This is a genomic window from Mycobacterium sp. (assembly GCF_032162605.1).
Taxonomy (GTDB): Bacteria; Actinomycetota; Actinomycetes; order Mycobacteriales; family Mycobacteriaceae; genus Mycobacterium.
On sequence record NZ_JAVROT010000141.1, the window covers coordinates 1 to 13,521 of the forward strand.

At 66.6% G+C, this 13,521-nt stretch carries 12 protein-coding genes and 1 pseudogene; 7 read left to right on the forward strand and 6 right to left on the reverse strand.

Going from position 1 to position 13,521, the window contains the following annotated elements; genetic code table 11:
* Nucleotides 1-1,043 (reverse strand): asparagine synthase (glutamine-hydrolyzing) (gene asnB / locus QOI01_RS08530; protein ID WP_526379867.1); only part of this gene is annotated, 1,043 nt, incomplete at its 3' end.
* Between the two features lie 186 nt (nt 1,044-1,229).
* Here asnB and ctaC point away from each other — a divergent pair.
* The 4 genes from ctaC to QOI01_RS08550 all read left to right on the forward strand — a co-directional run bounded on the left by ctaC (nt 1,230) and on the right by QOI01_RS08550 (nt 4,342).
* Nucleotides 1,230-2,279 carry an aa3-type cytochrome oxidase subunit II gene (gene ctaC, locus QOI01_RS08535; protein WP_526379884.1) on the forward strand — a complete coding sequence of 350 codons (1,050 nt, stop codon included), beginning with the start codon at nt 1,230-1,232 and terminating at the stop codon, nt 2,277-2,279.
* Nucleotides 2,280-2,292: 13 nt separating this feature from the next.
* Nucleotides 2,293-2,712, forward strand: coding sequence for an aa3-type cytochrome oxidase subunit IV (gene ctaF / locus QOI01_RS08540; RefSeq protein ID WP_526379869.1), 420 nt, complete (start codon nt 2,293-2,295; stop codon nt 2,710-2,712).
* A gap of 161 nt (nt 2,713-2,873) precedes the next feature.
* Nucleotides 2,874-3,692 (forward strand): MmpS family transport accessory protein, encoded by an 819-nt coding sequence (locus QOI01_RS08545; RefSeq protein WP_526379871.1) that lies wholly within the window; start codon nt 2,874-2,876, stop codon nt 3,690-3,692.
* Nucleotides 3,692-4,342, forward strand: a complete 651-nt coding sequence (locus QOI01_RS08550) for a DUF2561 family protein (RefSeq protein ID WP_526379873.1) — start codon at nt 3,692-3,694, stop codon at nt 4,340-4,342. Before QOI01_RS08545 ends, QOI01_RS08550 begins: the two co-directional genes overlap by 1 nt.
* Nucleotides 4,343-4,454: 112 nt before the next feature.
* Here QOI01_RS08550 and qcrB read toward each other — a convergent pair whose 3' ends face one another.
* From qcrB to ctaE, 4 genes are read right to left on the reverse strand one after another with little or no spacing between them, the layout of a single operon-like run.
* On the reverse strand, nt 4,455-6,167 hold the full coding sequence (gene qcrB, locus QOI01_RS08555; RefSeq protein ID WP_526379875.1) for a cytochrome bc1 complex cytochrome b subunit: 1,713 nt from the start codon (nt 6,165-6,167) through the stop codon (nt 4,455-4,457).
* Entirely contained in the window at nt 6,164-7,330 is a 1,167-nt protein-coding gene (gene qcrA, locus QOI01_RS08560; protein WP_526379877.1) for a cytochrome bc1 complex Rieske iron-sulfur subunit, read from the reverse strand. Before qcrA ends, qcrB begins: the two co-directional genes overlap by 4 nt.
* The gene (gene qcrC, locus QOI01_RS08565) at nt 7,327-8,148 is read right to left on the reverse strand and encodes a cytochrome bc1 complex diheme cytochrome c subunit (RefSeq protein ID WP_526379886.1); all 822 of its coding nucleotides are present in this window, start codon (nt 8,146-8,148) and stop codon (nt 7,327-7,329) included. The genes qcrA and qcrC overlap by 4 nt, the downstream gene beginning before the upstream one ends.
* Nucleotides 8,149-8,194: 46 nt before the next feature.
* Entirely contained in the window at nt 8,195-8,806 is a 612-nt protein-coding gene (ctaE, locus tag QOI01_RS08570; RefSeq protein WP_526379879.1) for an aa3-type cytochrome oxidase subunit III, read from the reverse strand.
* Nucleotides 8,807-8,893: 87 nt separating this feature from the next.
* Between ctaE and trpD the strand changes: the two genes are divergently transcribed.
* A complete protein-coding gene (gene trpD, locus QOI01_RS08575; protein ID WP_526379888.1) occupies nt 8,894-9,934 on the forward strand; it encodes an anthranilate phosphoribosyltransferase in 1,041 nt (346 codons plus the stop codon).
* On the opposite strand, the pseudogene QOI01_RS08580 reads toward trpD, so the two are convergent.
* A pseudogene (locus QOI01_RS08580) lies at nt 9,872-11,698 on the reverse strand (DEDD exonuclease domain-containing protein); the annotation flags it as partial. The gene trpD and the pseudogene QOI01_RS08580 sit on opposite strands and share 63 nt — an antisense overlap.
* 117 nt (nt 11,699-11,815) lie before the next feature.
* On the opposite strand from QOI01_RS08580, the gene QOI01_RS08585 reads away from it, so the two are divergent.
* Together QOI01_RS08585 and ripC are read left to right on the forward strand one after the other, a co-directional pair.
* A complete protein-coding gene (locus tag QOI01_RS08585) occupies nt 11,816-12,082 on the forward strand; it encodes a hypothetical protein (RefSeq protein ID WP_526379880.1) in 267 nt (88 codons plus the stop codon).
* A gap of 151 nt (nt 12,083-12,233) precedes the next feature.
* Nucleotides 12,234-13,391 carry a peptidoglycan hydrolase RipC gene (gene ripC, locus QOI01_RS08590; RefSeq protein ID WP_526379882.1) on the forward strand — a complete coding sequence of 386 codons (1,158 nt, stop codon included), beginning with the start codon at nt 12,234-12,236 and terminating at the stop codon, nt 13,389-13,391.
* Nucleotides 13,392-13,521 lie beyond the last annotated feature (130 nt).

Sequence of the window (13,521 nt, forward strand, 5' to 3'; positions counted from 1 at the left end):
TACCAGACGATCTCGGGCAACGCCTCGACGAATTCGGTCTGGCTCACGACCTTGGTGACGTGACGCGCGCCGATCGCCTCGGCCGACGCCACCGCGACGTCGACCTCCGAGAAGCCCTCACGCTCGAAGCCGGTCGTGAACGTGATCAACCGCGGGTTGTGCCGCATCGCCAGCGCCGCGATCGCCGTCGAGTCAATCCCTCCCGACAGGAAGGCGCCGACCGTGACGTCGGCGCGCATGTGCTTGGCTACCGAATCCTCGAGTACCGCCGTGATCTCGTCGTAGCGGCGCTGCTCGTCGCCCGCGGTGAACGGCACCGCGGCGAACCGTGGCACGAAGTACCGCGTGACCTCCGGCGTGCGGCCGGGCCGGATGCGGGCGTAGCTGCCCGATTCCAGCCGACGCACGCCACGGTGCAACGTCTCCGGCTCGGGGACGTACTGCAACACCGTGTAGTGCTGCACGGCGCGTTCGTCGATGCCGAGGTCGATGCCCGCGACCGGAGCCAGGTCGAGCAGGCACTTCTTCTCGCTGCCGACGATGGTGCCGCCGGGGCCGGTGGCCACGAACAAAGGCTTGATGCCGAACGGGTCGCGCGCGCAGAACAACTCCCGCTCGTTCGTGTCCCACAGAGCGAACGCGAACATGCCACGCAGGCGATTCAGGGCTTCGACGCCCCAGTGGTGATAGGCCGCGATGATCGCTTCGCCGTCGCCGTCGGTGGTGAACTCCACGCCGTGGCGCGCCGAAAGCTCGTCGCGCAATTCGAGGTAGTTGTAGATCTCACCGTTGAAGACGAGCTTGTAGCGGCCGGGCTGCTCGGGCGGGCCCCAGCTCAGCGGTTGGTGACTGTGCGTGATGTCGATGATCGACAGGCGGTTGAAGCCTAGGACGACGGTGCGTTCAGCGTCATCGTCCGCCCAGGTACCCGGTTCGTCCGGGCCGCGGTGACGCATCAGGTGAGCGGCCCCGGACATCGCATCGACCAGTTCCGTGGAGGGGTCGGCGGACGGGTTGCGTAGGTAGGCCAGCAGTCCGCACACCGCGTCAGTATGCCGAATGGCGAGATGCGTCCAGACCAGCACCCTGGGACATCCCCGGTCGCTTCGCTCCAGCCCTCCGCGACATTCCCCAGTCGTTCGCTCCAGCCCTCCGCGACATTCCCCGGTCGCTTCGCTCCAGCTCCGAGGTGTGGTCTACGCTGCGTAGTATTCGCCTGGTTTCACCCAATTCTAGGAGGCACCAACGTGACCGCTCGCGGGTTCCGGTTGGTGGTGTTGTCTGTGGTTCTGGGTGGGACTGCGCTCCTGCTCAGCGGCTGCAGCTGGTCGGAGGCACTCGGCCTCGGCTGGCCGAGCGGCATCACGCCGGAGGCCAAGCTCAACAGGGAGTTGTGGGTCAGCTGCGTCATCGCGTCGCTCGTCGTCGGCGTGATCGTGTGGGCCTTGATCTTCTGGACCAGCGCCTTCCACCGCAAGAAGAAGACCGACACCGAGCTGCCGCGTCAGTTCGGGTACAACATGCCCCTCGAGCTGGTGTTGACCGTCGTGCCGTTCCTGATCATCTCGGTGCTCTTCTACTTCACCGTGGTGGTGCAGGAGAAGATGCTGCACAAGGACCCCAACCCCGATGTCGTCATCGACGTCACCGCCTTTCAGTGGAACTGGAAGTTCGGTTACCAGAAGATCGACTTCAAGGACGGCACGCTCAGCTACGACGGCGCCGACGCCCAGCGCAAGAACACGATGGTGTCCAAGCCCGAGGGCGTCGACGCGCACGGGCAAGAACTAGTCGGCCCGATCAACGGGCTCAACCCCGAGGACCGCACCTACCTCAACTTCGACAAGGTCGAGACAACGGGAACCAGCAACGAGATCCCGATCCTCGTGCTGCCCAAGGGCAAGCGCATCGAGTTCCAGATCGCGTCGGCCGACGTCATCCACGGCTTCTGGGTCCCGGAGTTCCTCTTCAAGCGCGACGTGATGCCAGACCCGAAGGCCAACAACTCGGACAACGTCTTCCAGGTCAGCGAGATTCAGGAGACGGGAGCGTTCGTCGGGCGCTGCACCGAGATGTGCGGCACGTACCACTCGATGATGAACTTCGAGGTGCGCGTCGTGGAGCCGAACGTCTTCAAGGCCTATCTCCAGTACCGCATCGACCATCCCAACGGGACCAACGCGGACGCGCTCGGGGCAGTGGGCCTGCCGGAATTGGCAGTGACCACGCATCCGTTCGAATCGCGCCGCGGCGAGCAGGTTCCGCAGGCGAGCAAGTAGGGGACGACACCTCATGCACATCGAAGCGAGATTGTTCGAAATCCTGACTGCGTTCTTCGCGCTCTGCGCCGTCGGTTACGGCGCGCTGACCGCGATCTACGCCTACGGCGGCATCGAATGGGCGGGCACCACCGCGTTGGTCCTCACCACCGGCCTGTCGCTCATCATCGGCACCTTCTTCCGATTCGTCGCCAGGCGTCTCGACACCCGTCCCGAGGACTACGAGGACGCCGAGATCGCCGACGGTGCGGGGGAGTTGGGCTTCTACAGCCCGAGCAGTTGGTGGCCGTTGTTGATTGCGCTGTCGGCGTCGGTGACCGCGGTGGCGGTCGCGATGTGGTTGCCGTGGCTGATCGCCGCTGGTGCCACGTTCGTGATCGCCACGGCGGCCGGCCTGGTGTTCGAGTACTACACCGGCCCCGAGAAGCACTGACCACGCGGCCCGCAAGGTCACGATAAAGACCTCAGTTGGCTGAAGTGCAGCGCCGCGAGAGCTGTCGGGACCACACGTTCGGTAGGGTTGCCGAGGCACGACCAGTCATGACACCGACGCTGACGTCGCGCCGAATGGGCAGTCGAAAAGGACAGGCGTAGATGAGCGGGCCGAATCCCCCAGAATCGGATTCTCCGAAATCGGACGAACCGGCTCGGGAGACGCCGAAGACGGGCGAGACGGAGATCTACTCGCGGGCGTACTCCGCGCCCGAGTCAGAGCAGTTCACCAGTGCGCCCTATGTGCCACCCGACTCGTCGCTGTACGACTACGACTCCGCCGCCGATGCGGACGACGACGACGCGACGCCACCCCGATGGCCCTGGGTGGTCGGCGTGGTCGCCATCGCCGCCGCGATCTCCCTGGTCGTCTCGGTAGCCGTCCTCGTCACCCGCACCGACAGCGAGACCCTCGCGACTCCCGCGACCAGCACCACGACCTCCGTGCCGCCGGTCCAGGACGAGATCACGACGACGACGCCCCCGCCGCCCCTGCCGCCGCCGACCAGCGAGGAACCGCCGCCACCTCCGCCCGAGACGGTGACGGTGACGCCGGAACCCCCTCCGCCGCCTGCGGCACCGACCGAGGAGCCGCCACCACCGCCAGCGGATACCGGTGCGCCGCCGGTGACCACGACGGCGCCCGCCGGTCCCCGGTTCATCACGTATACGGTGACGGGAACGAAGGCGCCGCTGGACCGGATCTCCGTCACCTATACCGACGCGTCAGGCAGGCAGCGCACCCAGCAGAACGTGTATATACCGTGGTCGCTGACGGTGACTCCGATCTCGATGTCGGAGTTCGGCTCGGTGCAGGCGTCCAGCCTCTTGCGGTTGAGCAAGTTGAATTGTCAGATAACTACTAGCGACGGACAGACCATCGCCTCACAGCAGAACAACGACTGGCAGACGAGCTGCTGATGACCCACGACTTGGAAGGCGGGGTCACCGTGCGCTCGCGGTTCAGCACGGCGGCACCCGATCAGGTGGACCGCATTCTCGTCATCGCGTGCGTCGTGATCTGGCTCGCTGCGCTGGGTGCGGGAGTGGCGGCCATCGTCGCGCTGGTCGACCTTTCCCAAGTGCATACGGTCACCTCGGGTGATTCAAACACCCCCTGGCTGCTGTACTCGGTCATCGGTGTCTCAGCCGCGGTGATCATCTGTGCGATCCCGCTCCTGGTGCGGGCGCGGCGGACGGCATCGACCGTTCCGTCCAGGTCCGCATCGCAGGGGAACCCAGGCGGTGCGGTCGACGCACCCTCGGTGGCCCAGCGATTGCAGCCCTTCGGGGCGCCGGTGCTTCGTCGCACCGCGACGCCGCCCGCCACCGGTCGGGTCGGGTTTCCAACTGCCGCGGTCGACCAGATCTGGCTTCGTTGCACGGCGAGCATCGCGGGCGCGATGGGCGCCGCGGCCACGGGGATCGGGGTAGCCACCTACCTGATGGCCTCCGGCCACGACACCGCCGCGTGGATTGTGTACGGGGTTGCCGCAGTCATCGCCGTGGCAATGCCCGTCGCCGCGTGGTTCTATCTTCGCCAGTTGCACGGCGTGCTCGACGCGTCCTGATAGTCATATGGCGCCGCCGTGCGTCTCGACCCCGGCTGACCACCGGGCTGCCGCAGGCACCAAGGGGTGATCACCTCGCAGCTGGAAGGCTTCCCGCCGCTAAGTCGAACGGTCAGTGGTGACCGTTCGACCCATCCGAGCCGTCGTCATTCGATCCGTGACCGTTGGAACCGTTGCCGTTGGTGGCGCCGTCGCTCTGACGCTCCTTGAGCGCGACGATCGCCCTGTGCTCGGCCGCGTGAGCGGCTTCGACGAGTGCCGTCTGCTCCGACTCGGGGTCGGGGTACAGGAAGTTGCCGATGCCTGGCTCGCCTGCCGAGCCGAGCTTGTTCATCTTCTTCGGCAGGCCGGCGCCCTGGTATTCCAGCGGAATCGGGTGGCCGTGATCGTCGACGGGGCCGAGCGGCTGGTGCAGCTCGATGTAGGCACCGTGCGGTAGCCGCTTGAGGATGCCCGTCTCGATGCCGTGCTCGAGCACGGCGCGATCGCTGCGCTGCAGGCTGACGGCCCACCGGTAGGCGATGTAGTAGGCGATGGCGGGCACGACGACCATGCCGATGCGTCCGATCCACGTCGTCGCGTTCAGGGACACGTGGAACTTCAGCGCGATGAGGTCGTTCATGCAGGCGAACGTCAGCACGATGTAGAAGGCGATAGCCATGGCGCCGATCGCGGTACGGACCGGAGCGTCACGCGGCCGCTGCAGAAGGTTGTGATGCGCGACGTCGCCCGACATCTTCTTCTCCAGGAACGGATAGATCGTGAGGAGAACGAACACCAACCCCATGATTAGCGCGACGGCGACGGCGGCCGGAACCGTGTGCCCGAACGGATACAGCTCCCACGCCGGCCACATGCGGGCCAGGCCGTCGGTCCACATCATGTAGAAGTCGGGCTGGCTGCCCGCCGAGATCTGCGACGGCTTGTACGGTCCCAGCTGCCAGATCGGGTTGATCTGCAACACACCGCCCATGATTCCCAGAACGCCGACCGTCATGGCGAAGAACGCACCGGACTTCACCGCGAAGACCGGCATGACCCGCACGCCGACGACGTTGTGCTCGGTGCGTCCAGGGCCGGGGAACTGGGTGTGTTTCTGGAACCACACCATTGCCAAGTGAACGCCGATGAGCGCCAACATGATTCCGGGAAGCAACAGGATGTGCAGGGAGTAGAGCCGCGGGATGATGTAGCCGTTGGCGGAGCACTGGTATCCGACACCGCCGCAAGGAAAGTCGCCGCCGAACAGCGCCCAGTGCAGCCAGGTGCCGATGACGGGCATGCCCAGGGTGATCGACGAGAACGCGGCGCGCAGGCCGGTGCCCGACAGCAGGTCGTCGGGCAGGGAGTAACCGAAGTAGCCCTCGAACATGGCCAGAATGAGCAGCAGTGAGCCGATCACCCAGTTCGCCTCGCGGGGGCGGCGGAATGCACCGGTGAAGAAGATGCGCGCCAGGTGGACCATGATCGACGCGGCGAACAGAAGTGCGGCCCAGTGGTGGATCTGACGAACGAACAAGCCGCCGCGGACTTCGAAGGTGATGTCCAACGTCGACGCGTAGGCCTTCGACATCTGGATGCCGTTGAGTGGCTGGTAGACACCGTGGTAGGTGACCTCTGCCATCGACGGATCGAAGAACAGGGTCAGATAGACACCGGTGAGCAGCAGCACGATGAAGCTGTACAGCGCGATCTCACCGAGCAGGAACGACCAGTGCGTCGGGAAGACCTTGTTGAGCTGTCGGCGCACCGCCGCAGAGGGGTGGTAACGCGAATCGATCGCGTCGCCTTGTTCGGCTGCCATGTCAGCGAGTTTTGGGCTCATGACGTTCGCTCCCAGAATGCCGGTCCGACTGGTTCGATGAAGTCTCCGTTTGCGACGAGATACCCATCCTTGTCGATCGTCACCGGAAGTTGCGCCAAGGCGCGCGCCGCCGGGCCGAAGATGGGCCTCGCGAAGTGCAGCGCGTCGAACTGCGACTGATGGCAAGGGCAGAGGATGCGGTAGGTCTGCTGCTCGTAGAGCGAGGAGGGGCAACCCAGGTGCGAGCACACCTTGGTGAAGGCGAACAGGTCGCCGAAGTTGAAGCTCTCCTGCCCCTGGCGCTTGACCACGCGCGACACGTCCTCGGGCCGGATGCGGATCAGCATCACCGGATTGCGTACGCCCATCGCGATCTCGGTGAGCAACTCGTGAGACTCGACTGTGCTCCCGTCACCATCGGACTCACGCCAAGGAAAGACCGTCTCCATGCCGCCCGCGTCGATGTCCTCCGGGCGCATCTTGACGAACGGTGAGCTACCGGGCTGACCGGTGGCACGCGCCATGTAGATGGTCTCGCCGTGGAAGCGTGGGGTCCAGCCCGACGTCCACAGGATGGCCTTCTTGCCGTCGGCGGTCGGAACGACCGATCTCCAAGGGTTCTTGATGAGTCCGCCGACGAAGGCGACCCCCGTGCCGAGCCCGAAGGCTCCGAGCCCGATGCCCAACGACAGGCCGATCAGCTTGCGCCGCTTGATGGTCGAGGTCTCGAGCGCGTCGACGAGATTCGCCGCGGTGGCCTTGCGCTCGATTTCGGGGGACTGGCCGTCGTGGCGGTCCTGGATGGAGATCTCCTCGGGGATGAACTTCTTCTGGAAGAGCACCGCACCGATCCCGATCGCCAGGATCGAGAGTCCGAACGTCAAGCCGTACAGCGGGGTGGCGAGGCTGTAGACGAGCTCGCCCCCGGACCCGTAGGGCTTGTACTCCCACGGCCAGAAAAGGAAGACCACCAGCAGTGCGAGGCCCGAGAAGCCGCCGAATAGAAGCCAGTACGAGACCGTGCGCTCGGCCCGCTTCTCGGCCTTGGTGCCCTGGACGGGCCAGCGCTCTTCCTTGAAGACGGTCTCTACGCCGTCGATCTTGCCGCCGAGCGCGACGAGTTCCTCGCGCGACATCTTGGCGAGCTGTTCTTCGGTCGGCTTGTCGAACACGTCGTCACTCATGCGCGCGATCCAACCCACATTGCAACACCGATCACTGCGACCATCCCGATGATCCAGGCCGCCATGCCCTCTGGCGCGGGGCCGAAGCCACCGAGGCCGTAGCCGCCGGGATCTGGGGTCTTGGTGGCCTGCTGGACGTAGGCGACGATGTCGTGCTTCTCCTCCGGACTCAGCTGTCGGTCGGAGAACTTCGGCATGTTCTGAGGCCCGGTCAGCATCGCGGTGTAGATCTGTGCGGGCTCAGCGTTTTCGAGCGAGGGTGCGTACTTGCCGGAGGACAGCGCGCCACCCTTGCCGGTGAAGTTGTGGCACGACGCGCAGTTCAGCCGGAACAGGTCGCCGCCGCGAGCCACGTCGCTGCCGATCAGGTCGCTCTCCGCCACGGCGCCGTTGGCATCGCGGGGGACCTCGGGTCCGCCACCGTTGGCCTGCACGTAAGCACCGATCGCATCGATCTGGTGCTCGTCGAAGATCGGGGGCTTCTGCGGCGCCTGGGCGTTGCCGCTCATGGCAGGCATGCGACCGGTGCCCACCTGAAAGTAGACCGCCGCCTCTCCGGTGCCGATGAGGCTCGGTCCGCGGTCGGGCACGCCCTGGAGGTTCGCGCCATGGCACGTCACGCAGGAGGTCTCGAAGAGCTGCTTGCCGGTGCGCAACAGCGCCAGGCTCGACTCGTCGGCGACGGCCACCTGCGGCTTGGGTGTCAGGGTGGCCGCGATGCCGCCCGCGACGAGAAGTCCGGTCAGAAGCAGAAGTGCTCCTGACAGACGCCGGCGTAGCCGACGGCGAGACTTGCTGGTCATCGAACCCCTTCTCATCCGCTTTGTGGGTGGCTGCCCGTCCGTGGAGCTCATGGTCCGCCGCCTATCGAACGAAGTAAATGACGGCGAACAGCGCGATCCAGACGATGTCGACGAAGTGCCAGTAGTACGACACGACAATCGCGGCGGTGGCCTGCGCTGGGGTGAACTTGCTCATGCGCGTGCGCGCCAGCAGGAACAGGAAGGCGACCAGACCGCCGATGACGTGGAGACCGTGGAAGCCGGTGGCGAGGTAGAAGACCGAACCGTAGGCGCTGCCCGGAATGGTGGTTCCGTGGCTGACCAGGTGGTAGTACTCGTAGCCCTGACCGCCGACGAAGAACGCGCCCATGAAGAAGGTGAGTAGGTACCAGCGGCGGAGGCCGAAGACATCGCCGCGCTCGGCCGCGAACACGCCCATCTGGCACGTGAAGGACGACGCGATGAGCACCAGCGTCACCGGCACGGCCTGCACCAGGTTCAGCTCGGTGGGGGGTGGCGGCCAGACCCCGCCGGCCTGGGACCGTGCGGTGAAGTACATGGCGAACAGTCCAGCAAAGAACATCAGCTCGCTGGAAAGCCACACTATGGTGCCGACACTTACCATGTTCGGTCGGTTCAGCGAATGCACGCGCGCCGTGATCGCGGTTCCCGAGGTCCCTACAGCACTCGTCACGTCAAGAAGTATGACGCTTTGTAGTTGTTGAACTCCACCCGGGTCGCAAGATTCGCAATAATCAGTTTCGTGATTACCCCCGAAACCATGACCTGGCCGGAGATTCTCGGCCGACTGACCACTCGCCGTGCGCTCGCGAACGGCGAGGCGGCGTGGGCCATGGATCACATCATGACCGGGGTGGCCACGCCGGCTCAGATCGCCGCGTTTGCCGTGTCGATGAAGATGAAGGGCCCGAACTCCGCCGAGGTGACGGAGCTCGCCGACACCATGCTGCTGCACGCGCGGCGAGTGCCGATCGACGTGATCGGAACGAACACGGTCGACGTGGTGGGGACCGGCGGCGACGGGGCCAACACGGTCAACCTCTCCACGATGGCCTCGATCGTCGTCGCGGCGGTCGGCATCCCCGTCGTCAAGCACGGCAACCGCGCGGCGTCGTCCCTTTCCGGCGGCGCCGACACGCTCGAGGCGCTCGGCGTGCGCATCGACCTCGGTCCCGACGAGGTCGCGCGAAGCGTCGCCGAGGTCGGTATCGGGTTCGCGTTCGCGCCCGAGTTCCACCCGTCGTACCGGCACGCATCGGTCGTGCGCCGAGAGATCGGCGTACCGACGGTCTTCAATCTGCTTGGGCCCCTGACCAATCCGGCTGCGCCGCGAGCGGGTCTGATCGGGTGTGCGTGGGCCGACCTCGCCGAGGTGATGGCCGGTGTGTTCGCGACCCGCGGCTCCAGCGTGCTGGTGGTGCACGGCGACGACGGTCTCGACGAGCTGACAACGACCACGACCAGCACCATCTGGCGAGTGCAGGCGGGCACGGTTGAACGGCTGACGTTCGACCCGGGAGCCTTCGGCTTCGACCGCGCCGAGCTGAGCGAGCTGACGGGCGGTGACGCCGAGGCGAACGCCGCCTCGGTCCGCGCGGTGCTGGCCGGCGTCAAGGGGGCCGTGCGCGACGCGGTGATCCTGAACGCCGCGGGTGCGATGGTGGCGCATGCCGGGTTATCCAGCGACGCCAAATGGGTGCCTGCGTGGGAGGCCGGGCTGGCGCGCGCCACTGAGGCGATCGACTCGGGGGCGGCCGAACAACTGCTCGCGCGTTGGGTGCGGTTCACTCAGAAGCTGTGATCTCTCGGACTGTTCGGCCGCCATCCGTGCGGAGCGCGCCGTCGCCGCCCACGCGGCGTGTCGACCTGCCGCCGCAAGGGGCGTGCAATAGCCGATTCCCGTGGCGGTCTCGGTGCGCACGGTGCGCACGCCCGCTTGGGTCAGCCAGCGCGCGATGAGTGCCGTCTCTTCGACGAGGGCGCCGCCGAGCGGTGCCGCGGACGGCAGAATCGATTGTGCCGCACTGCAAATCGCGTCGACGACGGGCATCGGGGGGACACCGCGTCGCGCGTTGCCCGCCGCGGCGAGCTGACCGTTCCTGATGACGGCGAGGTGCCAGCCACCCGCGCCGTCCGGTCTGGCCGCCACCAGCTCGTCGACCGCCGCCAGCGCGCGCAGTCGCTGGCCACGCCACATGGTGTCGATCGCGGTCGCGGTGTGGTCGCGCAGCCGTGCGGCGGTCTGGTACTTGCCTTGCGCTGCAAGCAGACCGATGTGAATGACCGCTTCCGAAAGGGCCGAGTCGGCCGTGCCCGCGATGAGCTCGGCGGCCAGGGCGGGCGCGGCGGCGTAGGCGTCGGCCGTCACGTCGCGCACTGCCGGGCACGGGGACAGCTCGTTCTGGGGGCAGGACGGGCCGTGGAGTGCCGAGCGCGCCAGACGTGCGGTGCACGTCCGCACTCCCGTGAAGCGCGCCAGCAGCGCGGCGGTCTCCGCGGCGTCGGCGCGGGCGCGGAACGGGCCGATCGCCACGTCGTGCTTGGGTGCCCGCACCACCGAGAACCTCGGAAAGGCCTCATCGGTCAGCACCACCCACCACCACCGATGCGGGAACTTCGAGCGCCGGTTGTATGCGGGAGCGTGGGCCGCGAGCAACCTCAGCTCGCGGACGCCCGCCTCCAACTCGTGTGCGCACTCGACGTGATCGACGCGCGTCGTCAGCGACGCCATCTCCTTCATGCGGGTGCGCGGGTCCGCGCCGGTGAAGTACTGACCGACACGGCGCCGCAGGTCGACTGCGGTACCGACGTAGAGCACCTCCTCGCCCGGGCCTCGGAACAGGTACACGCCGGGGCGTCGTGGAAGACCGGTGGCCAGGTGGCGGTTGCGCCGCTGAGCCGGCGTCACGTCGGGCAGGTACGAACGCAGATCCGCGTAGGTGTGGATGTCCTGGTTGCCGACTCGTGCGATCAGGGCGTGCAACACGTCGACCGTCGCTCGCGCGTCGTCGAGCGCGCGGTGCGTCGGAGTGGTGCTCGCGCCGAAGAGTCGAGCGAGCGCCGACAGCTTGACGCTGGGGGCTTCGTCGCGCGTGAGCACCCTGCGCGCCAGCTTCACCGTGCACAGGACGGGGGGCCGCCGCCACGGGAGCTGGCAGCGTTCGGCGGCGGCGCGCAGGAACCCCACGTCGAAGCCGGCATTGTGGGCCACCAACACCGCGCCGCGGGAGAACTCCAGGAACGCGGGAAGCACGGAGTCGATGGTCGGGGCGTCGTAAACCATGGCGGTGGTGATGCCGGTCAGCGCGACGATCTGCGGTGGGATCGGGCGACCTGGATCAACGAGCGTGGCGAGTTCGCCCAGCACCTGACCACCCCTCACCTTGACCGCGCCGATCTCGGTGATGGAGTCGTAACCGTCGCCATTCACGTCACCCCGGGGGCGCCCGCCGGTGGTCTCCAGATCGACGACGACGAATGTCGTGTCGTGTAGCGAGACGTCCGCCAACCCTCCCAGATCTGCCCCGAGGTCCGCGTCGAGGTCGCCGAAGCTGAGCTGGCTCATGGGCCGACCGTAGGCCCCGAGACCGACAGCGGCTCACATCGATGTGACTCGGATGTCGGTGTTTGTCGGGGGGTGTCGTTAGCGTGCGCACATGACTCGAATGAGAGGAGTGCGGCCATGACTCGAGCAGAGACCGAGCCGGACTTGACAGACCCGCCCGAGCTCGACGCCGGAACCGGCACGGGAACCATCCATATCGACTGCGACGACTGCGCGGTGCGCGGACACGGCTGCAAGGACTGTGTCGTGAGTGTCTTGCTAGGCGTGCCAGACACTTTGCTTGCAGATGAGCGCCGTGCACTGGAGGTGCTCGCAGACGCCGGTCTGGCGCCTCGGCTACGGTTGGTGCCGATTCACCGGAAGACCGACGACGGGGTCGCCTAACGACACCGGGATACCGCGGGGCAGCGAGAAATTCCCGTGGGGCCCTGTTAAATTTGCGTCTCTGTTGGACAACCCCGATGCCGTTTCGTAACCTGTCTGAGACCTAACGCAGTTCGAGCGGCTCGCATACGGCAGTTGAAGGACGCGAATCTTGAGGTTTGACGCTATGCACCGAAGCGCACGTGGTCTTCGGCGACCGGTTGTTGGTGCCATAGCAGGGCTCATGGTGTTCGGCGGTGTGGTCGCGGGCAATGTGCACGCGGACCCTGCCGAGGACGCGATGGCAAAGCTCAGCGAGCTGTCCCGGCAGGCCGAGCAGACCACCGAGGCCATGCACAGCGCCGAGCTGGATCTCAATTCCAAGCTGGGAGCGCAGCGGACGGCCGACCAGAAGCATGCGTCGGACCTTGCCGCGATAGATTCTGCCAAGGCCCAGCTGGCAACCTTTCAGGCTTCCGTCGACAGAGTCGCTGCCGCCCAATACATGGGTGGGCGCACGGACGGGCTCGACGCGATGCTCACCGCCGATTCGCCCCAGCGGCTCATCGACCAACTCGCGGTGCAACGGGTGATGGCCACCGAGATGTCGGTGCAGATGCAGACCTTCAAGAGCACCAGCGATCTGGCCAACCGAGCCGAGGTGGAGTCCGCTAAGTCGGCTGCCGGCGCGAAAACAGCTGCCGAGCAGGCCGCGGCGGTGCGGGCGGACCTGCAATCAAAGCAAAGCAAACTGCAAGTGCAGATGGCCATCGTCAAGTCGCAGTACACGGCGCTGACCCCGGCCCAGCGTGAAGCCTTGGCCGCAGTGCCGCCGGCTCCGCCAGTGCCCGCGCCGGATGCTCCGCCGCCCGCCGACGGACCTGAAGTGCTTGCTGCCGCGCCAGGTGGCATCGCCCCCGGCGATCTGGCGCCGCCCGAGGCCGCCCTGACGCCACCCGAGGGAGCCGTCATTCCCGGCGGCACAGGCGAAGGCATGATGGCCGTTCAGGCAGCTCTGACCCGGATCGGTTCGCCGTATTCGTGGGGCGCATCGGGTCCGAGCGCGTTCGACTGCTCCGGTCTCGTCATGTGGGCCTTCGGCCAGGCAGGCGTCAACCTGCCGCACTCCAGCCAGGCTCTCGCGCAGGGCGGTCAGCCGGTGTCGAGGGATCAGATGCAGCCCGGCGATCTCATCACCTATTACTCCGACGCCTCGCACGTCGGCATCTACATCGGCGACGGCATGATGGTGCACGCCTCGACATACGGCACACCGGTGCGAGTCGCTCCGATGGACAATGCGCCGATTCACAACGTCCGTCGTTACTGAGCGGCCGCGTCTCGGCCTGCTGCTGCTCGTCGAACTGGTCGCCGCTATCGTCCTGATCGCGCATCCCTTCGGTGCGACGCGTCCTGCGGATCAAGCTCCGCCCGCCGCCACTCACGCGTCGCTCGACGTG